Origin of the sequence: Benzoatithermus flavus (genome assembly GCF_037908215.1) — a bacterium.
In the GTDB taxonomy this organism is placed as follows: domain Bacteria; phylum Pseudomonadota; class Alphaproteobacteria; order Geminicoccales; family Geminicoccaceae; genus Benzoatithermus; species Benzoatithermus flavus.
The window spans coordinates 1-25,369 of sequence record NZ_JBBLZC010000023.1 but is presented as its reverse complement, the minus strand read 5'-3'; the positions used below and the strand labels follow the sequence as shown (position 1 = coordinate 25,369).

28 protein-coding genes and 1 tRNA gene are annotated in these 25,369 nt (G+C 69.5%); 22 read left to right on the top strand and 7 right to left on the bottom strand.

Features of this window, described 5'->3' with window-relative positions:
* Positions 1–18: 18 nt before the first annotated feature.
* The 3 genes from U1T56_RS18910 to U1T56_RS18900 all read right to left on the bottom strand — a co-directional run bounded on the left by U1T56_RS18910 (position 19) and on the right by U1T56_RS18900 (position 1,570).
* Entirely contained in the window at positions 19–288 is a 270-nt protein-coding gene (locus U1T56_RS18910) for a hypothetical protein (RefSeq protein WP_418161055.1), read from the bottom strand.
* A 121-nt stretch (positions 289–409) separates the two neighbouring features.
* Positions 410–646, bottom strand: a complete 237-nt coding sequence (locus U1T56_RS18905; protein ID WP_418161054.1) for a DUF1127 domain-containing protein — start codon at positions 644–646, stop codon at positions 410–412.
* 696 nt (positions 647–1,342) lie between these two features.
* Positions 1,343–1,570: a zinc-finger domain-containing protein gene (locus U1T56_RS18900; RefSeq protein WP_418161053.1), complete on the bottom strand. Its 228-nt coding sequence runs from the start codon at positions 1,568–1,570 to the stop codon at positions 1,343–1,345.
* A 63-nt stretch (positions 1,571–1,633) separates the two neighbouring features.
* On the opposite strand from U1T56_RS18900, the gene U1T56_RS18895 reads away from it, so the two are divergent.
* The gene (locus tag U1T56_RS18895; protein ID WP_418161052.1) at positions 1,634–2,662 is read left to right on the top strand and encodes an ABC transporter ATP-binding protein; all 1,029 of its coding nucleotides are present in this window, start codon (positions 1,634–1,636) and stop codon (positions 2,660–2,662) included.
* A gap of 55 nt (positions 2,663–2,717) precedes the next feature.
* Positions 2,718–2,794 (top strand) — tRNA-Arg (locus tag U1T56_RS18890).
* Positions 2,795–2,979: 185 nt separating this feature from the next.
* Here the strand turns inward: U1T56_RS18890 and U1T56_RS18885 are convergent.
* On the bottom strand, positions 2,980–3,111 hold the full coding sequence (locus U1T56_RS18885) for a hypothetical protein (protein WP_418161051.1): 132 nt from the start codon (positions 3,109–3,111) through the stop codon (positions 2,980–2,982).
* 272 nt (positions 3,112–3,383) lie between these two features.
* Here U1T56_RS18885 and U1T56_RS18880 point away from each other — a divergent pair, with 272 nt between their 5' ends.
* Genes U1T56_RS18880 through U1T56_RS18840 form a run of 9 tightly spaced genes read left to right on the top strand, consistent with a single transcriptional unit; the run spans position 3,384 to position 11,755 of the window.
* On the top strand, positions 3,384–5,198 hold the full coding sequence (locus U1T56_RS18880) for a methanol/ethanol family PQQ-dependent dehydrogenase (RefSeq protein ID WP_418161050.1): 1,815 nt from the start codon (positions 3,384–3,386) through the stop codon (positions 5,196–5,198).
* Positions 5,173–6,003 carry a substrate-binding domain-containing protein gene (locus U1T56_RS18875; RefSeq protein WP_418161049.1) on the top strand — a complete coding sequence of 277 codons (831 nt, stop codon included), beginning with the start codon at positions 5,173–5,175 and terminating at the stop codon, positions 6,001–6,003. The genes U1T56_RS18880 and U1T56_RS18875 overlap by 26 nt, the downstream gene beginning before the upstream one ends.
* 10 nt (positions 6,004–6,013) lie before the next feature.
* On the top strand, positions 6,014–6,565 hold the full coding sequence (locus U1T56_RS18870; protein ID WP_418161048.1) for a c-type cytochrome: 552 nt from the start codon (positions 6,014–6,016) through the stop codon (positions 6,563–6,565).
* Complete coding sequence (gene coxB / locus U1T56_RS18865) at positions 6,562–7,524, top strand: cytochrome c oxidase subunit II (protein WP_418161047.1); 963 nt, start codon at positions 6,562–6,564, stop codon at positions 7,522–7,524. The genes U1T56_RS18870 and coxB overlap by 4 nt, the downstream gene beginning before the upstream one ends.
* Positions 7,521–9,476 carry a cytochrome c oxidase subunit I gene (gene ctaD, locus U1T56_RS18860; RefSeq protein ID WP_418161046.1) on the top strand — a complete coding sequence of 652 codons (1,956 nt, stop codon included), beginning with the start codon at positions 7,521–7,523 and terminating at the stop codon, positions 9,474–9,476. Before coxB ends, ctaD begins: the two co-directional genes overlap by 4 nt.
* On the top strand, positions 9,473–10,081 hold the full coding sequence (locus tag U1T56_RS18855; RefSeq protein ID WP_418161045.1) for a cytochrome c oxidase subunit 3: 609 nt from the start codon (positions 9,473–9,475) through the stop codon (positions 10,079–10,081). Before ctaD ends, U1T56_RS18855 begins: the two co-directional genes overlap by 4 nt.
* Before the next feature lie 12 nt (positions 10,082–10,093).
* Entirely contained in the window at positions 10,094–10,444 is a 351-nt protein-coding gene (locus U1T56_RS18850) for a hypothetical protein (protein ID WP_418161044.1), read from the top strand.
* Complete coding sequence (locus U1T56_RS18845; RefSeq protein WP_418161043.1) at positions 10,441–11,346, top strand: cytochrome c oxidase assembly protein; 906 nt, start codon at positions 10,441–10,443, stop codon at positions 11,344–11,346. Before U1T56_RS18850 ends, U1T56_RS18845 begins: the two co-directional genes overlap by 4 nt.
* Positions 11,324–11,755, top strand: a complete 432-nt coding sequence (locus U1T56_RS18840) for a c-type cytochrome (RefSeq protein WP_418161042.1) — start codon at positions 11,324–11,326, stop codon at positions 11,753–11,755. The genes U1T56_RS18845 and U1T56_RS18840 overlap by 23 nt, the downstream gene beginning before the upstream one ends.
* A gap of 17 nt (positions 11,756–11,772) precedes the next feature.
* Here the strand turns inward: U1T56_RS18840 and U1T56_RS18835 are convergent, their stop codons facing one another.
* The 3 genes from U1T56_RS18835 to U1T56_RS18825 all read right to left on the bottom strand — a co-directional run bounded on the left by U1T56_RS18835 (position 11,773) and on the right by U1T56_RS18825 (position 15,576).
* Complete coding sequence (locus tag U1T56_RS18835) at positions 11,773–12,531, bottom strand: Crp/Fnr family transcriptional regulator (RefSeq protein WP_418161041.1); 759 nt, start codon at positions 12,529–12,531, stop codon at positions 11,773–11,775.
* A 90-nt stretch (positions 12,532–12,621) separates the two neighbouring features.
* Positions 12,622–13,284, bottom strand: coding sequence for a Crp/Fnr family transcriptional regulator (locus U1T56_RS18830; RefSeq protein WP_418161040.1), 663 nt, complete (start codon positions 13,282–13,284; stop codon positions 12,622–12,624).
* Between the two features lie 183 nt (positions 13,285–13,467).
* Positions 13,468–15,576, bottom strand: a complete 2,109-nt coding sequence (locus U1T56_RS18825; protein ID WP_418161039.1) for a 4Fe-4S binding protein — start codon at positions 15,574–15,576, stop codon at positions 13,468–13,470.
* A 141-nt stretch (positions 15,577–15,717) separates the two neighbouring features.
* On the opposite strand from U1T56_RS18825, the gene U1T56_RS18820 reads away from it, so the two are divergent.
* The 11 genes from U1T56_RS18820 to U1T56_RS18770 all read left to right on the top strand — a co-directional run bounded on the left by U1T56_RS18820 (position 15,718) and on the right by U1T56_RS18770 (position 25,225).
* Positions 15,718–17,499, top strand: coding sequence for a cytochrome D1 domain-containing protein (locus U1T56_RS18820; RefSeq protein WP_418161038.1), 1,782 nt, complete (start codon positions 15,718–15,720; stop codon positions 17,497–17,499).
* 76 nt (positions 17,500–17,575) lie between these two features.
* Positions 17,576–18,373, top strand: coding sequence for a uroporphyrinogen-III C-methyltransferase (cobA, locus tag U1T56_RS18815; RefSeq protein ID WP_418161037.1), 798 nt, complete (start codon positions 17,576–17,578; stop codon positions 18,371–18,373).
* Positions 18,366–18,704, top strand: a complete 339-nt coding sequence (locus U1T56_RS18810) for a c-type cytochrome (protein WP_418161036.1) — start codon at positions 18,366–18,368, stop codon at positions 18,702–18,704. The genes cobA and U1T56_RS18810 overlap by 8 nt, the downstream gene beginning before the upstream one ends.
* Complete coding sequence (locus U1T56_RS18805; protein WP_418161035.1) at positions 18,701–19,876, top strand: cytochrome D1 domain-containing protein; 1,176 nt, start codon at positions 18,701–18,703, stop codon at positions 19,874–19,876. The genes U1T56_RS18810 and U1T56_RS18805 overlap by 4 nt, the downstream gene beginning before the upstream one ends.
* A 5-nt stretch (positions 19,877–19,881) precedes the next feature.
* On the top strand, positions 19,882–20,343 hold the full coding sequence (locus tag U1T56_RS18800; RefSeq protein WP_418161034.1) for an Lrp/AsnC family transcriptional regulator: 462 nt from the start codon (positions 19,882–19,884) through the stop codon (positions 20,341–20,343).
* Positions 20,334–20,864, top strand: coding sequence for a siroheme decarboxylase subunit beta (ahbB, locus tag U1T56_RS18795; protein WP_418161033.1), 531 nt, complete (start codon positions 20,334–20,336; stop codon positions 20,862–20,864). Before U1T56_RS18800 ends, ahbB (U1T56_RS18795) begins: the two co-directional genes overlap by 10 nt.
* On the top strand, positions 20,837–21,280 hold the full coding sequence (locus U1T56_RS18790; RefSeq protein WP_418161032.1) for an Lrp/AsnC family transcriptional regulator: 444 nt from the start codon (positions 20,837–20,839) through the stop codon (positions 21,278–21,280). The genes ahbB (U1T56_RS18795) and U1T56_RS18790 overlap by 28 nt, the downstream gene beginning before the upstream one ends.
* Positions 21,277–21,762, top strand: a complete 486-nt coding sequence (gene ahbB / locus U1T56_RS18785; protein ID WP_418161031.1) for a siroheme decarboxylase subunit beta — start codon at positions 21,277–21,279, stop codon at positions 21,760–21,762. Before U1T56_RS18790 ends, ahbB (U1T56_RS18785) begins: the two co-directional genes overlap by 4 nt.
* A gap of 11 nt (positions 21,763–21,773) precedes the next feature.
* Complete coding sequence (gene nirJ / locus U1T56_RS18780; RefSeq protein ID WP_418161030.1) at positions 21,774–22,979, top strand: heme d1 biosynthesis radical SAM protein NirJ; 1,206 nt, start codon at positions 21,774–21,776, stop codon at positions 22,977–22,979.
* Entirely contained in the window at positions 22,957–24,519 is a 1,563-nt protein-coding gene (locus U1T56_RS18775) for a cytochrome D1 domain-containing protein (protein WP_418161029.1), read from the top strand. The genes nirJ and U1T56_RS18775 overlap by 23 nt, the downstream gene beginning before the upstream one ends.
* Positions 24,520–24,541: 22 nt before the next feature.
* The gene (locus U1T56_RS18770; protein WP_418161028.1) at positions 24,542–25,225 is read left to right on the top strand and encodes a hypothetical protein; all 684 of its coding nucleotides are present in this window, start codon (positions 24,542–24,544) and stop codon (positions 25,223–25,225) included.
* Positions 25,226–25,369: the final 144 nt, after the last annotated feature.

Sequence of the window (25,369 nt, the reverse complement as noted above, 5' to 3'; positions counted from 1 at the left end):
TCCGATGCCGTGCGGGCCTCAGGGCATCGTCGTGCACCAGATCACGTAGCGCGTCGGCATCCCGGCGGCTGTGATCGGGCACGGCCCGCTGCCGCCACGGGCCGAGATCGCCGCCGCCCCGGCGCGCATCCAGCCGGTCTTGCGCCGTTCCGGCCCGAGCAGCCCGTCGAGGCAAGCGCCGGCGCAGGCCGCCACACTCGCATGGCCGAACAGGGGCCGCCGCGCTTTGGCCGTGCCCGGCCCGGCCGACCAGAGAGCCGGCGTCTGCCCGATCGATGCACCCGACATCGGCAACCCCTTCCATCCCCAAAGGGATCAGACGAGGGCGCCGAGGTGCCTGGCATCGGCTGGCGCGAAGGAAGGCCGGCCGTCGGCCGTGGCGACCGGCGGCCGGGCTCGTCATCGAGGCTCACGCATGCCGGGCCGTCCAGAAGCGATGGGCGTTCGAGGTGTCGTGGGTGCGCAGGCTTGCCGCCCGAGCCATCTCGAACGCCTCGCGCGCGAGCGCCGGCACGTCGCCGCGGCTCAGACCGATATCGGCGAGCTCCCGATCGGTGTAGCAGGACAGCTCGGCCAGGACCTGACGCGCGGCACGCTCGGCGGCGAGCCAGCACCGAAAACGCCGGTAGAGGGTCATCTCGTTCATCCCACAGGTCGCAACGACCCGAAGATGGCCCCGCTTCGTCCATTCGAAACAGCTTATGCTGCAATGCAGCATTGCGTTTCATGCAAACAGGTCACAGACGTCGCATCCCTGGAGGATTTCGGGCAACAGCCGGACGGCCCGGATGCCGGCGGACAACGGGGCGAGATGGATGGGATGCCCGAAGCCCGGCCACTCCGCTTCCCGGACGTGGCCGAGCACGGTGCAGGGTGGCGCAAGCTTTGGCGCAGGTGGGTGGGAACGGCCCTGCCCGGGAGGCGCCCGGTGCAGGCAGTCGGAGGAATGGCGGTGCGACGTTTTCCGGGAGATGCGCCGCCATCCCGGCATCCGGAGGCGGCCCTGCGCCTCGTCGGGCCGCCTCGGACGTCGCGAGGGCGACGGGATCGGGCATCGCCGTGCGGCACGATCACACCGTGCGACGGGGTTGCGCGGGTGCGCTGCCGCATCGGCGCCGGGACGGCCGTGAAGCCGCACGGCGCGACGCCGTTCTCGGGCGGCGCTCCCTGCCACGGCGAGGCCTCTCGGGGCTGGCGCCGGCGCATGGCAGGGTTGCGCGGCGCGCGAGGATTGCCGCCAGCGCAGGGCAGATCGCATGCTGCCGCGGCACGCCCGTCTCCATCGGGGGAGCAGCGCCGGCACGTCGCGGCAAGGCCGCATCCGGGGTGGAGGGAGCCCTTGTCAGGCTGCCCGCGCCTGGGCCTGCCCGCGCAGCGCCTCGGCGTCGGGACAGCTGACGTGCACGTAGCGGCGGCCGCAGTACTTGCAGACGACGCTGCCTTCCTTCTCGAGGGTCATGTACTCGACCGGGTGCCCCAGGGGCCCGTTGCCGCCGTCGCAGCGGACGTGCATCGCGTCCGTGATGATCACCTCGCGGTCGTCGACCAGAAGAACTTCCTCGCTCGCCATCCCTAGCTCCGCTACATGTCGCTGCCGTCGGTCCCTAGATCCCCGAGGCGGCAATCCCCTGCCATGAGCCTGCTCACCCCGCAACGCCCTGTCGATTTGCGCGACGAATTGCCCGGCTCGAGCGATGGCTCCGGCCTTCCGGCCTTCGCCATCGAGCTCGAGGGGCTCACCAAGGTCTATGCCGGCTCGCGCCGCATGCTGCCCAAGCGGGCTCTCGAGGGGGTCGATCTCAAGATCCCGCGCGGCTCCTTCTTCGCACTCCTCGGCCCCAACGGCGCGGGCAAGTCGACCCTGATCAACATTCTGGCCGGCCTCGTGGTCAAGACCTCGGGCACGGCGCACGTGTTCGGGGTCGACATCGATGCCCACCCGCGCCGGGCGCGCCGGGTCATCGGCGTGGTGCCGCAGGAGCTCAACCTCGACGCCTTTTTCACCCCGCGCGAAGCGCTCGAGATGCAGGCCGGTCTCTACGGCATCCCGCCGGCCGAGCGGCGCACCGACGAGATCCTCGCGGCGGTGGGCCTGAGCGACAAGGCCGACGCCTATGCGCGCTCGCTCTCGGGCGGCATGCGGCGGCGGCTCCTCGTGGCGAAGGCGCTGGTCCACCGCCCGCCGGTGGTGATCCTGGACGAGCCCACGGCGGGCGTGGACGTGGAGCTGCGCCGCTCGCTCTGGGCCTACATGCAGGAGCTGAACCGCGAGGGGGTCACCGTGGTGCTGACCACGCACTATCTTGAGGAGGCGGAGCAGCTCTGCGACTGGATCGCCATCATCGACAAAGGGCACGTGGTCGCCTGCGACCGCAAGGAGCAACTGCTGCGCCAGCTCGACTCGAAGGAGCTGACGATCACGCTGGCACAAGCGCCGGCCGTCCTGCCGCCGGCGCTCGCGGCCATGGGAGCCGAGCTCGACGGGCTCGGGCGGGTCGTCGTGCGCTACCGGCCCAGCCGGGTGCAGGTCGGCCAGATCCTGGAGCAGGTACGCGCGAGCGGCTGCGAGATCGCCGATCTCGCCACCCGCGAGGCCGATCTCGAGGCGCTGTTCCTGCGGCTGACCGGCAAGCGGCCGGAATCCGAGGATCCAGAAGCCTGAGCCGGTGCGTTAGGCTTTGACCTCGGCCGGAGATGCGCTATAGGAGGACCCGCACGCGCCCGTAGCTCAGTTGGATAGAGCGCAAGCCTCCGGAGCTTGAGGTCAGAGGTTCGAGTCCTCTCGGGCGCGCCAGCTCCCTTCACCTCCACCCTGGCCGTCTGGTCCGGTGTGAACACCGATCGGCCGTGCACGACTCGAACGGTCCCTCCGGAGGAGGAGGGATGTACTCGGCTCCGTAGTCACTGGGTCGCGAGCGACAGCCTTAGTTCGCCCTCGTCCATGTTGGCCTCCTTCCAGGGCTCGTCGACGGCCTTGAATCAACCGGTCCCGGCAGTACCTTCGAACTTGCCGGTGCCCGAGATCAGCTGATGGTCGCCCTTGTCACTCTTGGCGTCCCAGCCTCCCGTGTAGCTGAGCGTGACCGAGTCGCCGTCCTGGGTGGCAGACATGAACGTTCCTCCATGCTGACATGTTCAAACGACATACCATATGCGACATGGATGGCCTCCATCGTCGGTTTTCGAGCTCTTGCCCTTTGTTTGGGGTAGCATCGTGAGCTGCGCCCGTCCGGCGAGACGGTCGTGGACTTCTGGCCGATCGCGCGGTTTCTAAAGTTCTCTTCATTTCATTGTCTTAGCCGAGCAGGAACTTTCCCCGATCGCGCTGCGTTTCTCCAGGCGACCTGCCCCGAGCGGGTCGGAGGAAACGAAAGGGGCGAGGCTTGGCTCAGGGTGCTTCTCGTCTCGTGGCGCTGGTTGCCGGCCTGATACTGGCGACCGCTGCGGCCTCTCCCGCCTGCCTCGCCGCCGGGGCCGTCCCGCCCGCTTCCGCCGCCCCGGCCGACGACGGGGAGTGGCGGATGCCGGCCAAGAACTATGCCAGCACCCGCTTCAGCGCGCTCGACGAGATCAACGCCGACAACGTGCGCGATCTCTCGGTCGCCTTCACCTTCTCGACCGGGGTGGAGCGCGGCCATGAGGCAGCGCCGCTCGTGACGGGCGGCACGATGTTCGTGGTCACACCCTACCCGAACCACGTCTACGCGCTCGACCTGACTCGGCCGGGAGCGCCCCTGAAGTGGAGCTATCACCCGCAGCCCGCCGCGGCTGCACAAGGTGTCGCCTGCTGCGACGTGGTCAACCGCGGTCTCGCCTACGCGGACGGGCGGCTGTTCCTCAACACGCTCGACGTCCACACGGTGGCGCTCGATGCGGGCACGGGCGAGGAGCTCTGGAACGTCCAGCTCGGCCAGATCAACCTGGGCGAGACCATGACCATGGCGCCCCTTGTGGTGAAGGGGAAGGTGCTGGTCGGCAACAGCGGCGGCGAGTTCGGCGTACGCGGCTGGATCACGGCCCTGGACGCCGCGAGCGGCAAGATCCTCTGGCGCGCCTTCAACACCGGGCCGGATGCGGACGTCCTGATCGGCCCGAGCTTCAAGCCGTTCTATCCCCAGTACCAGGGCAAGGATCTGGGCGTGGCGAGCTGGCCGCCGGACCAGTGGCGGATCGGCGGCGGCACGGTCTGGGGCTGGATCTCCTACGACCCCGATCTCGACCTGATCTATCACGGCACCGCCAACCCCGGTCCCTGGAACGCCGAGCAGCGGCCGGGCGACAACCTGTGGACCGGCGGGATCTTCGCCCGCGATCCCGATACGGGCGAGGCGCGCTGGTTCTACCAGTTCGTGCCGCACGACATCTTCGATTATGACGGCATCAACGAGAGCATCCTGCTCGACATGCCGGTGAACGGGCAGCCGCGCAAGGTGCTCGTGCGGGCCGAGCGCAACGGCTACGTCTACGTCATCGACCGCGCATCCGGCGCGGTGCTCTCGGCCGACCCGTTCGTTCACGTCAATTCCAGCCGCGGCGTCGACCTCGAGACCGGACGGATCGTCTACGCCGAGGACAAGACGCCGGTGCAGGGCAAGGTGGTCCGCGACATCTGCCCCACGGCACCGGGTGCCAAGGACTGGCAGCCCGCGTCGTTCTCGCCCGCGACCGGGCTCGTCTACATCCCGCACCAGAACCTCTGCATGGACTGGGAGAGTGTCGAGGTCAGCTACATCGCCGGGACACCCTATGTCGGCGCCAACGTGCGCATGCACGCCGGGCCTGGCGGCAATCGCGGCCAGCTCACGGCCTGGGATCCCGTCCAGCGACATCAGGTCTGGGCGATTCCCGAGAACTTCCCGGTCTGGAGCGGCACGCTCGCGACCGCGGGCAACCTCGTCTTCTACGGCACCATGGAGGGCTGGTTCAAAGCGGTCGACGCCAGGACGGGCAAGCTCTTATGGCAGTTCAAGACGGGCTCCGGGATCATCGGCCAGCCCATCACCTACCGCGCCCCGGACGGGCGGCAGCACGTGGCGGTGCTCTCAGGGGTCGGCGGCTGGTCCGGTGCGATCGTCGCGGGCGATCTCGACCCGCGCGATGCCACCGCGGCCAAGGGCTTCGCGGCCGCCATGGCCGATCTACCCGACCACACCACCAAGGGCGGAATGCTCTATGACTTCGCCCTGCCGCAGCGCTGAGCTCCTGCTCGTGGTCCTCCTGCTGGCGGCACCGGCCGCCGCGGCGGAGCCGGGCGATTTACGGGTCTGCGCCGATCCCGGCAACCTGCCGTTCTCGAACCGGGCGGGGGAGGGGTTCGAGAACCGGATCGCCGCGCTTCTCGGCCGCGATCTCGGCCGGGCGATCGCCTATACCTGGTGGGCACAGCGGCGCGGCTTCGTCCGCAACACGCTCAAGGCCGGCACGTGCGACGTCGTGATGGGCGTGCCCAAGGGGTTCGAGCCGGTCCTGACGACGCAGCCCTACTACCGCTCGAGCTACGTGTTCGTGACACGGACCGGGGACGGACCTTGGATCGCGAGCCTCGACGATCCGGATCTCCGGCACTTGCGGATCGGCGTGCAGCTCGTGGGCGACGACGGCGCCACCTCGCCGCCGGGTCTGGCGTTGAGCCGGCGCGGCATCATCGCCAATGTCCGCGGCTTTCCGGTCTACGGCGATCACCGGGCGGCCGTGCCGGCGGCGCCCATCGTCGACGCGGTCGCCGCGGGCGAGATCGACCTCGCCATCGTCTGGGGTCCGCTCGCCGGCTATCTGGCGCGGCACGCGCCCGTGGCGCTGACGCTCACGCCCGTGAGTCCCCTGGTCGACCGGCCCATGCTGCCGATGCTGTTCGACATCGCGATCGGCGTGCGGCGGGAGGACAAGGCCTTGCGCGACGAGCTGAGCCAAGCACTGGCCCGGAATCGGGTGGCGATCGATGCCATCCTGGACGATTACGGCGTCCCGCGCCTGCCGACCGTGGTGTCGGCGGCACGGCCCTGAGGAGAGGGCCATGCGCGCCTTCCTCGCCGTCGCCCTGATGGTGCTGGCATTCGCCGGCTGCAAGCGCGAGGAGCGGGAGCCGCGGCCCGAGCCCGTGGCCGAGCGCGACATACCGGCGATCGTGATGAGCGATCTCGCCCCGGGCGAGAAGCCGCCTTCGTCCCCCGACTACCCGCACTACACCGAGAACGCCTGGCAGGTGAGCGAGGGCAAGCGGCTGTTCGAGGCCATGAACTGCAACGGCTGCCATGCCCGGGGCGGCGGCGATATCGGTCCGCCGCTCATGGACCGGCAGTGGATCTACGGCAGCGAGCCCGGCAACATCTTCGCCACCATCATGGAGGGCCGTCCCAACGGCATGCCCTCCTTCCGCAACATGATCCCCGAGCAGCAGGTTTGGCAGCTCGTCGCTTACGTCCGCTCGCTGGCGGGCCTCGTGCGCAAGGACGTCGCATCCGGCCGGAGCGACGATATGAGCGCCCGCCCCTCGGAGCAGAGCCTGCCCGAGGAGCCGCCGCGGAACGCCGGCATACCGCCGAGCGCCACGGGCACGCAGCCATGAACGGCTTCCAGTCGGCGCTGCACCCGGCCGGGCCGCAGGCGCTCCACATCGAGCGGCTGATCTGGCTGTTCACGGGGATTTCCGCCTTCGTGCTCCTGGCCGTGACCGTGGCCCTGCTCTGGGCCGTCTTCCGCCGGCGGGAGCGCCGCGACCTCGCGGCCGAGCCGCGGCCGCCCGAGCTGCGCGAGCGCCGGCTCGGGCGCGTCGTGGGGGCGGCGGTGGCGCTCACGGTCGTCCTCCTGTTCGTGCTTCTCACCGCGAGCTTCGCGACCGACCGCCGGCTCCTCGACCTCGAGGGCAGGGAGCAGCTCACGGTTCACGTGATCGGTCATCAGTGGTGGTGGGAGATCCGGTACGCGCACGGCGAGCCGGCGCGCCGCGTGATCACCGCCAACGAGCTCCATATCCCCGTCGGCGTTCCTGTGCGCATCGAGCTTACCTCGCCCGACGTGATCCACAGCTTCTGGGTCCCGAACCTGCACGGCAAGCAGGACCTGATACCGGGCTCGAGCAACGCGATCACGATCGAGGCCGACCGGCCGGGCACCTATCGCGGCCAGTGCGCCGAGTTCTGCGGGCTGCAGCACGCCTTCATGGCCTTCCTCGTCGTGGCCGAGCCCGAGGAGACGTTCGACGCCTGGTACGAGCGGCAGCTCGCTCCGGCGCGGGAGCCCGGCAACGATCAGGCGCGGCGCGGCCGGGAGGTGTTCCTGCGCTCGGCCTGCGTCATGTGCCACCGCATCCGCGGCACCTCGGCCTCGGCGACCTACGGGCCCGATCTTACGCACCTGAAGAGCCGGCAGATCCTGGCCGCGGGTGCGGTGCCGGACACGCGCGGCCATCTCGCCGCCTGGATCGCCGATCCGCAAGGGATCAAGCCCGGTGCGAGGATGCCGATCACCGCGCTGCCGCCGCCCGACTTCCAGGCCCTGCTGGCCTATCTGGAGACGCTGGAATGAGCGCGTCCGAAGCCTCGGACCTGCGCGACGGCCCGGCGCTCGACGAGGCCGTGACCCGCGCGCGGCTGGAGCACACCTGGCGCCGGCCCGAGGGCTTGTGGGGCTGGCTCGTGACGGTCGATCACAAGGAGATCGGCCGGCGCTACATCGCGACGGCACTCGGCTTCTTCGCGCTCTCGGGGCTGCTCGCGCTCACGATGCGGCTGCAGCTCGCTCTGCCCGAGAGCCATCTCGTGGGCCCCGATCTCTATGGCCAGCTCTTCTCGATGCACGGCTCGGCCATGATGTTCCTGTTCGCCGTGCCGGTGATGGAGGCGGTCGCGATCTACGTGGTGCCGTTGATGTGCGGTACCCGCAACATCGCCTTCCCGCGGCTCGTCGCCTTCAGCTACTGGATCTATCTCTGCGGCGGCTTGTTCTTCTTCATCAGCTTTGCCGGCAACACTGGCGCCGACCGCGGCTGGTTCGCCTACGTCCCGCTCTCGGGACCGGAATACTCGCCGGGCAAGCGGGTCGACACCTGGGCGCAGATGATCACCTTCACCGAGGTGGCCGCGCTCGCGGTCTCGGTGGCGCTGATCGTCACCATCCTGAAGCAGCGCGCCCCCGGCATGTCGCTGGACCGGATGCCGCTCTATTTGTGGGCGATCCTGGTCACCTCGTTCATGGTCCTGTTCGCCATGCCGGCCGTGATGCTGGCGAGCTCGTTCCTCATCATGGACCGGCTGATCGACACCCATTTCTTCAACCAGGCCGAAGGCGGCAGCGCGCTCCTGTTCCAGCACCTGTTCTGGTTCTTCGGCCATCCCGAGGTCTACATCATCTTCATCCCGGCGCTCGGGTTCGTCTCCTCGATCGTCGCCACCTTCGCGCGGCGGCCGGTGTTCGGCCATCTGCCGATGGTGCTGGCGCTGATCGCGACCGGCATCCTGGGCTTCGGCCTTTGGGTCCACCATATGTTCGCGACCGGCCTGCCGCGGCTCGGCAACGGCTTCTTCACCGCGGCGAGCATCATGATCGCGATCCCGAGCGGCGTGCAGATCTTCTGCTGGCTCGCGACCTTGTGGGACGGACGGCCGGTGTTCAAGACGCCGCTCCTCTACGTGCTCGGGTTCGTCTTCATCTTCGTGCTCGGCGGGCTCACTGGTGTCATGGTGGCTTCCGTTCCGCTCGATCTTCAGGTGCACGACACCTACTTCGTCGTCGCCCATTTCCACTACGTCCTGATCGGCGGTGCCGTGTTCCCGCTCTTAGGCGCTCTCCACTACCATTTTCCCAAGATCACGGGCCGCATGCCGGGCGAGAGGCTGGGCCGGCTCGGCTTCCTCCTCACCTTCGTGGGCTTCAACCTCGCCTTCTTCCCGATGCACATCCTGGGCCTCTCGGGCATGCCGCGGCGGGTCTACACCTACCCCTCGGGCCTCGGCTGGGACGGAATGAATCTTCTCGCCACCATCGGCGCCTTCACGCTCGCGGCCGGCTTTCTCGTCTTCTTCCTCAACCTCCTCTTGAGCCTGCGCCGTGGTGCGCCTGCGGGCGACAATCCTTGGGGTGCTTCCACGCTCGAATGGGCCACGAGTTCGCCGCCGCCGGTCCATGCCTTCGCCCACGTTCCGCTCGTGCGCTCGCGCGAACCTTTGTGGGAGGAGCGGGAGAGCCTGCCCGTCGTCACGGGCCTGCGCGTCGATGCGCGCGAGGTGCTGGTCACGGCGACGGTGACGGCCGAGCCTCGGGTGCGCGAGCCGTCGCCCGAGCCCGCGATCTGGCCGCTGCTCACGGCGCTTGCCACCACGGGGCTGTTCATCGGCTCGATCTACACACCCTGGGCCGTGGTCTGGGGGACGGTCCCGGTCGCGGTGACGCTCATCGGCTGGTTCTGGCCGACGAAGCGCGAGCAGAGAAAGGAGAAGGCGACCGAGCACGCACCTGGGCTCGCGGAGGCGGGCGCATGAGGCAGCGCTTCGTCCACGACGTCTCCGGGCTGCCCGACCACGATTTCGGCAGCGACAGCATCGTGTGGTGGGGTACCTTGGGCTTCGTCGCGATCGAGGGCATGGGCTTCGTGCTGGCGGTCGCCGTCTATTTCTATCTCATGCGCGAGGTGCCGAGCTGGCCACCGGGCAGCATCGCCCCGCCGGGCCTGATCTACGGCTCCCTCTTCACCGGCGTCCTGCTCGTGAGCGCGCTGCCGAACCACTGGGCCAAGCGCGCGGCCGAGCGCTACCGACGCCGGGGCTCGCTGCTCGGCATGGGGGGTGTCGTGCTCCTCGGCATCGGGCTTCTCGTGCTGCGCGGCTTCGAGTTCACGGTGCTCCATGTCCGCTGGGACACGAACGCCTACGGCTCGATCGTCTGGACACTTCTGGGCCTCCACACCCTTCATCTCGGCACCGATGTCGCGGACACCGCCGTCCTGCTCGCCCTCTTCCTGACCGATCGCGACCCGCCGCAGCGGCGCTACACCGACGTCAGCGAGAACGCGGACTACTGGTGGTTCGTGCTCCTCGCCTGGCTGCCGATCTTCGCCGTCGTCTACCTCGTGCCGCGCCTGGGCTAGGAGGAAGCAGCCTTGGCCACCGCCATCCGTCACAAGCCCGGTCCTCTGGTCTGGACCGGTCTGGCACTCGGCCCGATCGCCTGGGCCGCGAGCCAGCAGCTCGGCTATCTCCTGGCGGGGCTCGCCTGCAGCGCGAGCGGCCGGAACGCCATCGTCGCCGTGAACGTCGCCGCGGCCCTCGTGGCGCTGCTCGGGGCCGGCATCTGCTGGCGGGGCCGGCGCCACGGCGGTGCCTCGGGGGGCGAGGCACGCGCCGAGCGCGGCTTCTCGAGCCTGCTCGGGCTGGGGCTGGGACTCCTGTTCACGACCGTGATCGTGGCGCAGGGCCTGGCCATGCTCTTCCTGCAGGCCTGCGAGCGATGAGCCGGCGGCTCGCGGCCGGCATGCTGGCGCTCCTGCCCGTCCTGCTCGCGGCCACCCCGGCCGCGGCGCACGAGGCGACGGCTCGCCGGGGTCCCGATCTCTGGCTTCTGCTCGCCATCGGTCTGCCGCCCGCCCTCTATACGCTCGGTGTCACGAGGCTCTGGCGCACCGCCGGGATCGGGCGCGGCGCTCGCTACGGCCGGGTCCTTTGCTTCGCGCTGGGCTGGGCCACCTGCGTGATCGCCCTGGCATCGCCGCTGCACGCTCTGGCCGACAGAGCCTTCTTCGCGCACATGCTGGTCCATCTCCTCCTGATGACGGTGACGGCTCCGCTCCTGGTGCTGGCCCGGCCGCTGGCGCCGCTGGCCTGGGCGTTTCCCGGCGGAGCCCGCTCGTGGCTCTTGCGCCCGGTCCTCGCCGCGATCCGGCCTCTGGCCGATCCCCTCGTCGCCACGGGCCTGCAGATCGCCGTGCTCTCGGTCTGGCATCTGCCGGCCCTGTTCGACCTCGCCGTCGCGGACCGGCGCGTCCACACGCTGCAGCATCTGATGCTGACCGCCTCGGCCCTGCTCTTCTGGTGGAGCATGCTCGAGCGCTGCCGCGGCGGGCAGCGGGAGGGTGTGGCGGCCTTCTGCCTGTTCCTCACCATGCTGCACGGGACGCTGCTGGGTGCGCTTTTGACCGTGGCGCCCCATCCCTGGTACGGCGGCGTCGGGATGGCGGCGCCGGTCGCGGGGCTCGCGCCGCTGGAGGACCAGCAGCTCGGCGGACTCATCATGTGGGTGCCGGGCGGTCTCGTCTACGCCGCTGCGGCGCTCGTCCTGTTCGCGCAATGGCTGCATCGGGCGGCCACGGCACCGGTCTGGATGGTGATGAGCCATGACGAGCCGACACGCGGCTAGCCGTCCCTTGAACGTGGTGCTGGCGCTCGCCGGGGGGGTGGCCGTGCTGACGGTCGCCGCGGGCATGGCACCGGAGCTTCGCGGCCTGGTGGTCACGGATCGGGCATCGCGCGCGGCGGCGGTCACGGGCGGCGATCCCGAGCGGGGGCGCACGCTGATCCTCGCCTATGGCTGCGGCTACTGCCATACCGTGCCCGGTGTGCGCGAGGCGCGCGGGCTGGTCGGACCTTCGCTCGAGCACGTCGCCAGCCGGGTCTACATCGCCGGGGTGTTGCCGAACAAGCCGAGCGAGCTCGAGCGCTGGCTGCGCGACCCGCCGGCGGTGGACCCCAGGACCGCCATGCCGAACGTCGGCGTCGGCGAGGAGGACGCAAGGGACCTCGCCGCCTATCTCTACACGCTCTACTGAGCCGAGGATCGATCGCCTCAGTCGGCATCGCCGGCGACGAGCGCGCGCAGGCTCGCCATGTCCGCGACCGTCACCGTCCCGCCGCTCACCTCGACCCCATGCTGGCGCAGCTTGGCGAAGGAACGCGACAGGGTCTCGGGCTGCATGCCGAGCCTTGCGGCGATGAAGGTCTTGTCCAGCGGCAGCTCGATCGTGCAGGGGCCGGAGTCCTGGCGGGCCAGGCGCAAAAGGAACAGCGCCACCCGTTCGGTCGTGGAGCGCGTGCTGACCTGCTCGAGCTGCTGCAGGAAGGCGTGCAGGCGGCGCGCCATCGCCGCCATCATGTTGAGGCAGAGCTCGGTGCTCTCGCGCAGGCGGGCGAGGAAGCTCTCGGAAGGGATGACGAGCAGCCGGCTGGGCTCCAGCACCTGCCCGTTCACCGGATAGCGCCCCGATTGCAGGATCGCGGCCTCGGCGATCGAATCGCCCTTGCCGAACAGCGCCACCGTCATCTCGTTGCCGTCCGGCGTCTGGCGGGTGAGGCGTACCCAGCCGTCGAGCACCACGAAGAAGCGGATCGCCGGATCGCCCTGGATGAACAGGCTCGTCCCGCGCGGGAAGGCGCGCACGCTGGCATCCTCGAGCAGGTCTGCGAGCTGCTCGGGCGTGGTGCCGGCGAACAGGGGCAGGGAGCGGACGAGGCCGAGCTCGTAGCCGCTGAGGCCGAGGCGTTTCTGGAGGGCGAGTACCGCCTCCGGCGGCGCCGCACGCATGCTGCTCGCGCTGGCCACGGGCATCCCTTCCCTGTCCTCTGAACACTGCTCCCCTAGTCTCGATCAAAATCCGCCGCAGGAGAAGGGCCGGCGGCATCGCGTCGCGGCACGGGCTCAGTTGTGGCGACCTGCCGCGAAGGCCTGCAGGCGTGCCACCTCCTCGATCGAGACCCGGTCGCCGTTCACCTCGACCCCATGCTGGCGCAGCTTGGCGAAGGCGCGCGACAGGGTCTCGGGCTGCATGCCGAGCCTTGCGGCGATGAAGGTCTTGTCCAGCGGCAGCTCGACCGTGGCGGCGCCGCGCTGGCAGCGGCAGAGCCGGAGCAGGAACAGCGCCACGCGCTGCACGGTGGGGTGCCGCGAGATCTGCTCGAGCTGCTGCTGCGCTGCGAGCAGGCGGCGGGCCATGAGCAGCATGGTGTTGCGGCAGAGCTCGCGGCTGCTCGACACCTGCTCGAGGAAGATCTGCGCCGGAATCGCCAGCACGCGACTCGGCTCGACCGCCTGCCCGGTCATGGCGTAGCGCTCGGGCTGCTGCAGGATCGCCTCGGCAAGGCTGTCGCCGCGGCTGAACAGGCCGAGCGTGATCTCATCGCCCTCGGCGGTCAGCCGGCTCAGCTTGACCCAGCCCTCCAGCACCATGAAGAAGCAGTCCGCCGGCTCGTTCTCGATGAACAGGACGGTACCGCGCGGGCACCGCCGCACTCCCCCTTTGCGGAGGAGATCGGCGACATGCCGGCTCGCGAGACCTTCGAACAGGGGGCTCGAGCGGACCACCGCCAGATCCTCGGCGCCGAGGGGGGGGCGATCCGCCGGGAAACGCAGACCGCTGCTCGACGTCTCGACGGTGCAACGCAGACGGGCGGTCGACAAATGCCAGGCTCCTCCGACGCGGGCACTTTCCCTTGGAGGAGAATGGTTACGCACAATTCGCGAAGACGAGCAAGAATCTACGTCGGCTCAGGAATGTCCCGCCGGGGTCGGCTGCGACCGGGAGGCGGCGGCCGCTGCAGCACGTCGTTCGCGCCGCTTGCGGCGCTCGATCATCGGTGGGCAGAGCCATTCGTTGTGATAGTTGCACTGGCATTTGAGGCAGTAGATGCATTCGCCGGGATGAATGCTGCCTTCGGGCTGGATCGCCTGAACCGGGCACTGGACCTGGCAGATCCGGCACTCGCGGCCGCACTGCCAGTGGCGCTGCAGCCATTCGAACTGGCGCATCCGGGCCGGCAGCGCCAGCGCGGCGCCCAAGGGGCACAAATAGCGGCAGAAGAAGCGCTCGACCACGAGGCTCGCCGCCACGAGGAGCAGCGCCCAGGCCACGAACGGCGCCTCGCGCATGAAGTGGAGCACGATCGCCGTCTTGAAGGGCTCGATCTCGACGAGGCGCAGCGCTTGCGCCAGCGAGCCCAGGGCGACGGCGAAGAGGGCCAGGAAGACGATGAACTTGAGGGTGCGCAGCCGCTCGTGCAGCCGGAACGGGATGGCGAGCTGCGGCACGCCCAGCCGGCGGGCGGCGAGGTTGGCGAGTTCCTGGAGTGCACCGAACGGGCAGAGCCAGCCGCAGAAGGCGCCCCGCCCCCAGAACACGAGCGCGACCGCGACGTAGCTCCACAGGATGAAGATCAGAGGCTCGAGCAGGAAGAAGTCCCAGCGGAACTCGGTGCGCAAGGCCTCGCCGAAGGTGAGCACGTTGACGACCGAGAGCTGGGCGGTCGCGTACCAACCGAGCCAGACCAGGGTGAACAGAAGAAAGCCGGTCCTGAGCCGGCGCCACAGCCACGGCCGCTGCGCCACCTGATCCTGGAAGAACAGGATCCCGGTCAGGGTGGCGAGAGCCGTCACCAGCACGGCGATGTCGAGCGCCCGCCGCTGCCAGACCTCCTGCCACAAGGGCATGGCGCTCGCTCCGGCCGGCGCCGTCGGCGCTTGCGCTGCCGGCTCTGCCGTGCCCGGAAGCTCGTAGGGCACCTCCACGACCGCCGACACGGGCGCTCCGCCCGCATCCACGCCACCGATCATGACCTGCAGCCGCCAGGGCCGGTCGGGACGGAAGCCGGATGCCGCCCTGAGCGCGAACAGGCCCGCCTCGCGCAGCTCGGGCGCTTGCGCCGCCTTCACCTCGTCGATCAGGCGATGGTCGGCGCCCGTGAGGCGGAAGGTCTGCTCGCCCTGCACGATCGCCAGCCGCTCGAAGGTGCCGGTGCGCCGCCAGGCCGTGCCCTTCACCGACCAGCGCCCGGCCGCGCCAATGAAGATCAGGGAATCGTTGGCGCCGAACTCGGCGGTGATCCGCTCGAAGGTGCTCAAGCCCGCGAGGTTGCCGCCGATCCTGGGAGCCGAGGCGAGGCCGGTCGCGACCTCGAGGAAGAGGTCGTCCGGCCTGCCGGGCGGCTCGACATGGCCACCCTGCGCGGCGAGGAGGCGGTCGGCGTCGGCGACCGTGATCCGCCGCACGGCGAGAAGCCCTTTCTCGACGAGCTGTGGCCAGGAGAGCGGCTCGAAGCCCGTGAGCGCCGCGGGTGCCGCAGGTGCTCCGAGGAGGTGGCGCGAGCGGGCGACGGCGCGGGCCGCGCTCAGGATCGTGTCGTTGAGGACGAGCGAGGTGACGGTGGCGCCACTGATCGCATCGACCTCGCCCTCGCCGTTCGCCCGCCGGACGACGGCGAGCGGCTTCTCGACGCTGCGGCCGGCATAGCTGCGGACGAAGGCGGCGAGATCCTCCACCGTCCTGCCGGTGGCGGCGATGGGTTCGTTCTGCTCGATCAGCTTCGCCCCGGTGATCCTGGCCTGAAGATCGAGGCCGACGAGGATGTCGAGCACCTTGCCGGAATAGCCCTTGGCGGTGCCGACCGCGCGGGTGGAGAACACGTAGCCGACGAGCCGGTCGCCGGCGAAGGCGGCGGCTGCGGGCGGGCTGCCTTCGACCGGGCCGATGCGGTCGGCCGCAGGCATCACCTCGCTCCATGCGGCCGGCGCCGTCTCGACGGCGCGGCACGGGCCCGGCAGCGTGGCCGCCGTGAGGACAAGGAAAGCCAGTACACCGCGCAGCCGAGTGCCGAATGCCATGGAGCCGGACCTCCACCGTCACGGGCGGGCATTCTGGAGTCGCATCGGTGGCGCAGCCTTGATCACGATCAAGGCGGGCTCGTGCAGGTCGGTTACCGTTCGCCCGGTGGCGCAGACCAAATCGGGGTATAGAGAATGTCGATGATGCGCGCTGCTCGAGCACCTTCCGTGTTGTTCGCCGCGACGGCGCTGGCTCTGGTGCTGGCGGCGCCCACCGCATCGGCGCAGGCCCAGCAGCAGGCCCAGCCCGCGCAGCCGGCGCCGAGCATGCTCAAGGGGCACGAGACCACACCCGGCAAGCGCTACGAGCCCGAGCTCAACGTCCTGCCCGAGCAGGCGATGCCGAAAGCGCCGGGTGCCGAGGCCGGCATCCCGGCCCTGACCAAGGCCGAGGCCGAGATCGCCAACACGATCTACTTCCAGCGCTGTGCCGGCTGCCACGGCGTGCTGCGCAAGGGTGCCACCGGCAAGCCGCTCACGACCGACATCACCCGCAATCTCGGCTACGACTACCTCAAGAACTTCATCACCTACGGCTCGCCGGCCGGCATGCCGAACTGGGGCACCTCGGGCGAGCTCACCGAGCCGCAGATCGACATCATGGCCCGCTATCTCCTCAACGAGCCGGTGGCTCCGCCCGAGTGGGGCATGAAGGAGATGCGGGAATCGTGGAAGGTGCTGGTCCCGGTGGACAAGCGCCCCGCGAAGCAGATGAACAAGCTCGACCTCGACAACCTGTTCTCCGTCACCTTGCGCGACAAGGGCCAGGTCGCGCTGATCGACGGCAAGACCTACGAGATCGTCAAGATCTTCGAGACCGGCTATGCCGTCCACATCTCGCGCATGTCGGCCTCGGGGCGCTATCTCTACGTGATCGGCCGCGACGCGCTGATCAACGTCATCGATCTCTACATGGACCCGCCCGCCGAGGTGGCACGGATCAAGATCGGCATCGAGGCGCGCTCGGTCGAGACCTCGAAGATGCACGGCTGGGAGGACAAGTACGCCATCGGCGGCGCCTACTGGCCGCCGCAGTACGTGATCATGGATGGCGCCACGCTCGAGCCGCTCAAGATCGTGAGCACGCGCGGCATGATCTACGACGAGCAGACCTATCATCCCGAGCCGCGCGTCGCCTCGATCGTGGCCTCGCACTACCGGCCCGAGTTCGTGGTCAACGTGAAGGAGACGGGCTTCATCGACCTCGTCGACTACACCGACCTCAAGAACCTGAAAGTCACCTCGATCGCGGCCGAGCGCTTCCTGCACGACGGCGGCTTCGACAAGACCGGCCGCTACTTCTTCGTCGCCGCCAACGCCCGCAACAAGGTGGCGGTGATCGACACCAAGGAAGGCAGGCTCATCAAGGTGATCGAGACCCAGGGCGACCGGCCGCATCCGGGGCGCGGCGCCAACTTCGACACCAAGGAGTTCGGCCCGGTCTGGGCGACCTCGCATCTCGGCAGCGAGCACATCACCCTGATCGGCTCCGATCCCGAGAAGCATCCCGAGAACGCCTGGAAGGTGGTGAAGGTGCTGGAAGGGCAGGGCGGCGGCTCCCTGTTCATCAAGACCCATCCCAACAGCAAGAACCTCTACGTCGACACGCCCTTGAACCCGGAGGCCGAGATCGCGTCCTCGGTCGCGGTGTTCGACATCGACAATCTCGACAAGCCTTACGAGGTGCTGCCGATCGGCGAGTGGTCGGGCATTTCCCAGGGCCAGCGCCGCGTGGTGCAGGGCGAGTTCAACAAGGACGGCTCGGAGATCTGGTTCTCGGTCTGGAACGGTAAGGAGCAGGAGAGCGCCATCGTCGTGGTGGACGACAAGACCAGAAAGCTCAAGAAGGTCATCAAGGACCCGCGGATCGTGACACCCACGGGCAAGTTCAACGTCTACAACACCCGCAAGGACATCTACTGAGCCGGTGCCGTGGCCGCGCGGGCGGGAGCGTCCGCTTTCCGTCCACGCGGCGCGAGGTCCGTTCTTGGGGAAGGCGATGCTGAAGCCGCAGGTCTATCTCGTCGGTGCCGGGCCCGGCGACCCGGAGCTCCTCACCGTGAAGGCGGTGCGGGTGCTGCAGGCGGCCGATGCCGTGGTTTACGACCGGCTGATCGGGGAGGGCATCCTCGAGCTGGCGCCGGCACGGGCACGGCGGTTCTACGTCGGCAAGGCCGTCGGCCGTCAGGCCATGCGCCAGGAGGCGATCAACGATCTGCTCGTCGAGCTGGCGCTGCCGGGGCAGAAGGTCGTCCGGCTCAAGGGCGGTGATCCCTTCGTCTTCGGCCGTGGCGGCGAGGAGGCGCTGCACCTCGTCCGCCACGGCATCCCGGTCGAGGTGGTGCCGGGCGTGACGGCGGCCCTGGGCTGCGCTGCCGCGACGATGATTCCGCTCACGCATCGCGGCCTCGCCACGAGCGTGCGCTTCGTCACCGGCCACTGCCGGGCGGGCTGGTGGCTCGACCTCAACTGGCCGAGCCTCGCCGACCCGCAGACGACGCTCGTGTTCTACATGGGCCTCGCCCATCTCGACGAGATCACGAGCCGCCTGGTCGAGGCGGGCCTGCCCGCCGCGACACCTGCGGCGGCGATCGAGAACGGCACGACCCCGCAGCAGCGGATCGTGCGTGCTCCGCTCGTCCGGCTCCGGGAGAGCGTTCAGGCGCAAGCGCTGGCCTCGCCCGTCCTGATCGTGATCGGTCCGGTGGTCGACGTGCTGACCGATGCCGAGCCCCTCGCGGCCCTGGTCGAGCCGGCAGCCGGTGCGGTGCTCGTGAAGCAGGTCGGGCATGCTTGAGCGCCGCTCACGGGCAGGAGCGCTGCTCCTGCTCGCGGTCGCGCTGGCGCCGGCTCTCGCAGCGGCGGCCGGGCCGCCCTCGGCCGAGCGGCAGGCGGCGCTCCTCTACCTCCTGCGGCAGGACTGCGGCTCCTGCCACGGCATGACCCTGAAGGGAGGGCTCGGCCCCTCGCTCCTGCCCGAGGCCTTGGAGGGCAAGGACAGCGAGGGCCTGGCCGAGATCATCCTCCACGGCGTGCGCGGCACGCCGATGCCGCCCTGGGACGTCGAGCTCTCGCCCGAGGAGGCGCGATGGCTCGCCCGAGAGCTCAAGAGCGGAATTCGTCCATGAGAAAGCTTCTGGTCTGCCTTGTGGCGCTGCTGCTGCACGGGGCCGTCGTCACGGCCGCGGAGCTGCGCGGCACGGGGGATCTCGGCATCGTGATCGAGCGCGCCGCGGGTTCGGTGCAGATCGTCGAGACCACGCACCGCGTGGCACTCGGCCGGGTCGAGGGTCTGGGCGACCTCTCCCACGCCTCGGCCGTGTTCAGCCGCGACGGGCGCTACGCCTACGTCTTCGGTCGCGACGGCGGGCTCACGAAGGTGGATCTCCTCGAGCGGCGGATCGCGAACCGGGTGGTGCAGGCCGGCAACTCGATCGGCGGCGCCATCTCGGACGACGGCTCGCTCGTCGCCGTCGCCAACTACGAGCCGGGCGGGGTCAAGGTGTTCGACGCCGAGACCCTGACCCCGGTCGCCGACATTCCGTCCGTGACGCTCGCCGACGGCAAGCGCGCCAAGGTCGTGGGCCTCGAGGATTCGGGCCACCGGCGCTTCGCCTTCAGCCTCTACGAGGCCGGACAGACCTGGCTCGCCGATCTCGCCGATCCGGCGCACCCCAAGGTCGAGCGCTTCGAGAACGTCGGCAAGCTGCCCTACGACGCGCTCGTGACCCCGGACGGGCGCTTCTACATCGCCGGCCTGTTCGGCGAGGACGGGCTGGCGCTGATCGATCTCTGGCACCCCGAGAAGGGTGCGACGCACATCCTCGAAGGCTACGACAAGGGCGAGGAGCCGCTGCCGGTCTACAAGATGCCGCATCTCGAGGGCTGGGCCGAGGCCGGCGATCTCCTGTTCCTCCCCGCCATCGGCCGGCACGAGCTGCTCGTGGTCGAACGCCGCGACTGGCAGGAGGTCGGCCGCATCCCCGTCCACGGCCAGCCGGTGTTCGCCGAGGCCCGGCCGGACGGGCGGCAGGTGTGGGTCAATTTCGCGCACCCCGACAACGACGTGGTGCAGGTGATCGACGTGCCGACGCTCCGGGTCGTCGACACGCTCCGGCCCGGCAAGGCCGTGCTGCATCTCGAGTTCACGCCGCGTGGCGAGCAGGTCTGGATCTCGGCGCGCGATTCGGACGAGGTGGTCGTCTACGACACCGAGACCCGCACCGTCATGACCAGGATCAATGCGGCGAAGCCTTCGGGCATCTTCTTTACCGCGCGTGCCAACCGCATCGGGCTGTGAGAACCATGGCGACGAACCTTTCCGGAACCGAGCAGCGCCTCGTCGACGAGTTCCAGCGCGACCTGCCGCTGGTGGAGCGCCCCTTCGCCGCCGTCGCCGAGCGGCTCGGGATCGACGAGGCGACCGTGCTCGCCATGCTCGGGCGTCTTCTGGCCGACGGCGTGATCTCGCGCGTGGGTGCGGTGGTCGAGCCCCATGCCGCGGGCTGGAGCACGCTCGCCGCCATGGCCGTGCCGGACTGGGCGCTGCCGCAGATCGCCGACTTCGTCAGCAGCTTTCCCGAGGTCAATCACAATTACGAGCGCGAGCACCATCTGAACCTGTGGTTCGTCGTGACCGCGCCCTCGCCGGAGCGGGTGCGGCAGGTGCTGGCGACGATCGAGTACCGCACCGGCGTGCCCGTCCTCGACCTGCCGCTCGAGGAGGCATTCCGGCTCGATCTGGGCTTCAGGCTGCAATGGCACTGAGCGCTGCCGACCGGCGGCTGCTCGCCGCGATCGAGACCGGACTGCCGCTGGTGCCGCGGCCTTTTCTCGTGGTCGGCGAGCGGATCGGGCTCACGGAAGCGGAGGTGATCGAGGGGCTGCGCTCGCTGCTGGCACGCGGCGTTCTCCGCCGGCTCGGCATCGTCGTCCGCCACCACGAGCTCGGCTACCGGGCGAACGCCATGACGGTATGGGACGTGCCGGACGAGATGGTGCGGGACGCGGCGGCGCGGCTCGTCGCGCTGCCGTTCGTGACCTTGTGCTACCGCCGTCCCCGCCGTCTCCCACTCTGGCCCTACAATCTCTTCTGCATGATCCACGGCAGGGACCGTGCCCGCGTCGAGGCCGAGATCGAGGAGGCGACGCGGGCGGCAGGGCTCATGGGCCTGCCGCGTGCCGTCCTGTTCAGCCGGCGGCGCTTCAAGCAGCAGGGTGCGCGCTATACGGCCGGATGGCCGGCGCAAGGGGAGGCGGGATGGACGACGTCGATCGCCGGCTCGTGAACGCGCTCCAGGGCGGCTTCCCGATTGCCGAGCGTCCTTACGCCGAGGTCGCCAAGATGCTGGGCCTCGCCGAGGCCGAGGTGATCGAGCGGCTTGCCGCCTTGCGCGAGGCAGGGGTGCTGTCGCGCTTCGGGCCGATGTACGACGCCGAGCGCCTGGGCGGGGCAGTCACGCTCTGTGCGATGGCAGTGCCGGAGGAGCGCTTCGAGGCGGTGGCGGCGATCGTGAACGGCTTTCCCGAGGTCGCGCACAACTATGCCCGCGCGCACGCGCTCAACATGTGGTTCGTCCTGGCGGTGGAGCGACCGGAGCAGATCGCGGCCACCATCGCCCGGATCGAGGTGGCCACGGGCCTCGAGGTCCTGAACCTGCCGAAGCTCGACGAGTATTTCCTGGAGCTGAAGCTCACGGCATGACTGCGCCCATCGACGAGACCGACCGGCGGATCGTCCGCGCCACGCAGGCGGGCCTACCCTTCGTGGCGCGGCCCTATCATGCGGTCGCGGAAGCGCTCGGGTTCGAGCCGGAGGAGGTCATGCGCCGGCTGCAGCGGATGCTGGATGCCCGGATCATCCGCCGGATCGGCGCCGTGCCCAACCACTACCGGCTGGGCTGGACCGCGAACGGCATGAGCGTGTGGGACGTGGACGACGAGCGGCTGCCGGCGCTCGGACCGAAGGTGGGTGGGCTTCCCTTCGTCACGCACTGCTACCGCCGCCCGCGCCGGCCGCCACTCTGGCCCTACAACCTCTTCGCCATGGTCCACGGCCGCGACGCGGACGAGGTCGCGGCCAAGGTCGGCGAGATCGCAGCACTCCTGGGCGATGCCGCAAGGGGCCACGCCGTGCTCATGAGCACGCGCATCCTGAAGAAGACGGGCCTGCGGCTCGGGGACTAGAAAGGACGACGATGTTCCGGCTCAGCCAGTTCATGCGCGAGATCGCGGCCCCGACGCCGGTCACGAGCCGCAGGCCCCCGGGGCCCGTCGTGATCTGGAACCTGATTCGCCGCTGCAACCTCAACTGCATCCACTGCTACTCGCTCTCGACCGACGTCGACTTTCCGGGCGAGCTCTCGACCGAGGAGGTCTTCAGGGTCATGGACGACCTCAGGGCCTTCCGCGTGCCGGTCCTGATCCTCTCGGGCGGCGAGCCTCTGCTCAGGAAGGACATCTTCGCGATCAGCCGGCGCGCGAAGGAGACGGGCTTCTATGTCGGCCTGTCCTCGAACGGGGCCCTGATCGACGAGGCCACGGCCGATCGCATCGCCGATGTGGGCTACGACTATGTCGGCATCAGTCTCGATGGCATCGGCGCCGTCCACGACCGTTTCCGCCGGCAGGAAGGGGCGTTCGACAGGTCGATCCGCGGGATGCGGCTCTGCCGGGAGCGGGGCATCAAGGTGGGCCTGCGCTTCACCGTCACCGAGCGCAACGTCGAGAGCCTGCCGGCGATGCTGGAGCTCATGGAGGCCGAGCGCATCGACAAGTTCTACCTCTCGCACCTCGTCTATGCCGGCCGTGGCAACCGCCACCGCGGCGACGATGCCTACCACCGTACCACGCGCGCGGTGATGGACCTCCTGTTCGAGCGCTGCTGGCGGCACGTGCAGGAAGGGCGCGACACCGAGTTCGTGACCGGTAACAACGATGCCGACGGGGTCTATTTCTTGCGCTGGGTCGAGCGCCGCTTCCCGTCCGCCGCCCCCCACATCCGCGCCAAGCTCGAGGCCTGGGGTGGCAATGCGAGCGGGGTCAACGTCGCCAACATCGACAATCTCGGCAACGTCCATCCCGACACGTTCTGGTGGCACTACAGCCTCGGCAACGTGAAGGAGCGCCCGTTCAGCCAGATCTGGCAGGACGTCTCGGACCCGATCATGGCGGGCCTGAAGGCGAAGCCGCGCACGATCTCGGGCCGCTGCGGCCGGTGCCGGGCGTTCGCGATCTGCGGCGGCAACACCCGGGTCAGGGCGATGCAGCTCACGGGCGATCCTTGGGCCGAGGACCCGGCCTGCTACCTCACCGATGCCGAGATCGGCATCGAGGCGGGCGCTCCCAGGCTCGAGGTCACCCCTTACCGGAAGACGCCCGATGCGACCCTGGCTGCGGAATAGCCTTCTCGCCGCCTCGTGCCTGATGCCGGGGATGGTCCTGGCGGACGGTATCGACGCGGCGGCGCTGTACGCGCAGAAATGCGCCTCCTGTCACGGGGCCGGGCGTCTCGGCGGCATGGGACCGGCGCTGCTCCCGGAGAATCTGGGCCGGCTCAAGCCCGAGGAGGCCGCGAAGATCATCGCCGAGGGGCGCCCGGCGACGCAGATGCGGGGCTTTTCCGGCGAGCTCTCGGCCGAGGAGGTCGAAGCGCTCGCGAGCTTCGTGATGACGCCGCTCGAGAAGGTGCCGGCCTGGGGGAGGGAGGAGATCCTGGCCTCGCGGCAGGTGCTGGTACGGCCCGACCAGCTTCCCGACCGGCCGCGGTTCACGGCCGATCCCTTGAACCTGTTCGTGGTCGTGGAGGCCGGCGACCATCACGTCACCATCCTGGATGGCGACACGTTCGAGCCCTTGACCCGCTTTGCGAGCCGTTTCGCGCTCCACGGCGGGCCCAAGTTCTCGCCCGATGGCCGCTTCGTCACTTTCATGTCGCGCGACGGCTGGATCACGCGCTACGATCTCTGGAGCCTCCAGGTCGTGGCCGAGGCGCGGGCCGGGATCAACAGCCGCAACATCGCGATCTCGGGCGACGGCAAGGTGCTCGCGGTCGCGAACTACCTGCCGAACACGCTCGTCCTCCTCGACGCCGCGACGCTCGAGCCGCTCGAGGTCAAGCCGGTCCAGGACCCGTTCGGGAAGAAGAGCTCGCGCGTCTCGGCGGTCTACCAGGCGGCACCGCGCCAGAGCTTCGTCGTGGCGCTCAAGGACCTGCCCGAGGTCTGGGAGGTGGCCTATAGCGATCCGCCGCCCAAGAGCTTCGGCTTCGTCCACTCCTACGAGCAGGGCATGGTGGAAGGACTCGACACCAAAGAGCGTTTCCCGGTACGGCGAAGCGAGGTCGCGGAGCCTCTGGACGACTTCTTCTTCGATCCCACTTATGCCTATGTGATCGGCGCCTCGCGCGACGGCAGGAAGGCGGTCGTGGTCAATCTCGACGTGCGCCGGCCGATCAAGGAGCTGCCGCTGCCCGGCATGCCGCATCTGGGCTCCGGCATAAGCTGGGAGCGCGATGGCAGGCGGGTGCTGGCGACCCCGCATCTGCAGGAGGCCGCGATCAGCGTGATCGACATGAAGAGCTGGGAGCTCGTGAAGCGGATCGAAACGGCCGGACCCGGCTTCTTCATGCGCAGCCACGAGAACAGCCGCTATGTCTGGACCGACGCTTCGCTGGGCAAGGCCAAGGACACGATCCAGGTGATCGACAAAGAGAGCCTCGAGATCGAAGCCTCGCTGCGGCCCGAGCCCGGCAGGACCGCAGGCCACGTCGAGTTCACGCGCGACGGGCGTTATGCTCTCGTCTCCATCATGGAGCGGGACGGAGCGCTTCTGGTCTACGATGCCACGACCCTGCAGCCGGTCAGGCGCATCCCGATGAACAAGCCCGTCGGCAAGTACAATGTCTGGAACAAGATCTCGCGCTCGGAAGGGACGAGCCATTAGCGGCCGCGGCACCCTCGTCCTGGTGACGCACGGGATCGACGGCGGGCCCGGCACGGCCATGGACCACGGCCGGGCGATCGCGGCCTCGGGCCGGTTCGAGGAGGTCCGCATCGGCTGCATCAAGGGCAGCCCCGATCTGGCAGCGGCGCTGGACGGCGCGCCCGACCCGGTATGCATCGTGCCCCTGCTCATGGCCGAAGGCTTCATCCACGAGCTGATGCTGCACCGGCTCGCCGAGCTGCCGAAGGCGGGGCTCCGGCGGGTGGCGGCACCGGTCGGCCGTCATCCCGGCCTCGCCCGTTTGATCTGGCGCAAGGCGGAAGCGGCCTGCCTGGAGCAGGATTGGTTCATGGATCGCACCGCTCTCCTCCTCGTCGGTCACGGCACGCCGCGCCACCGCGGCAGCGCGGACGCTGCGTGCGAGCAGATGCGCCGCCTGCAGGACGCCGGCCGTTTCGCCGCGACCGGAGCCGCGTTCCTGGAGGAGCCGCCCTCGCCGGCGGAAGCCGCAGCCGGCCTGCCGGGCGAGTGTCTGGTGGCCGTGGGCCTGTTCCTCGACAACGGCCCGCATGGCGAGGACGATGTCCGTGCGGCCTTGGCATCGCTGGACCGGCCGTATCACTATACAGGTGCGATCGGCGCCGATCCGGCGCTCGTCCCGCTCATCCTCGATCAGGCCGAGGCCGCCCTGCTCGTGGCCGCCTGATCCTTTCACCGGAGTACCGCTGCACCATGCCCGATTACGATGCCTGCTTCGCCGCCGCCGTTGCCAAGGTCCGCGCGGAGGGTCGCTACCGGGTGTTTGCGGACCTGGCGCGGCAGGCGGGGGCGTTTCCCACGGCGCTCTGGC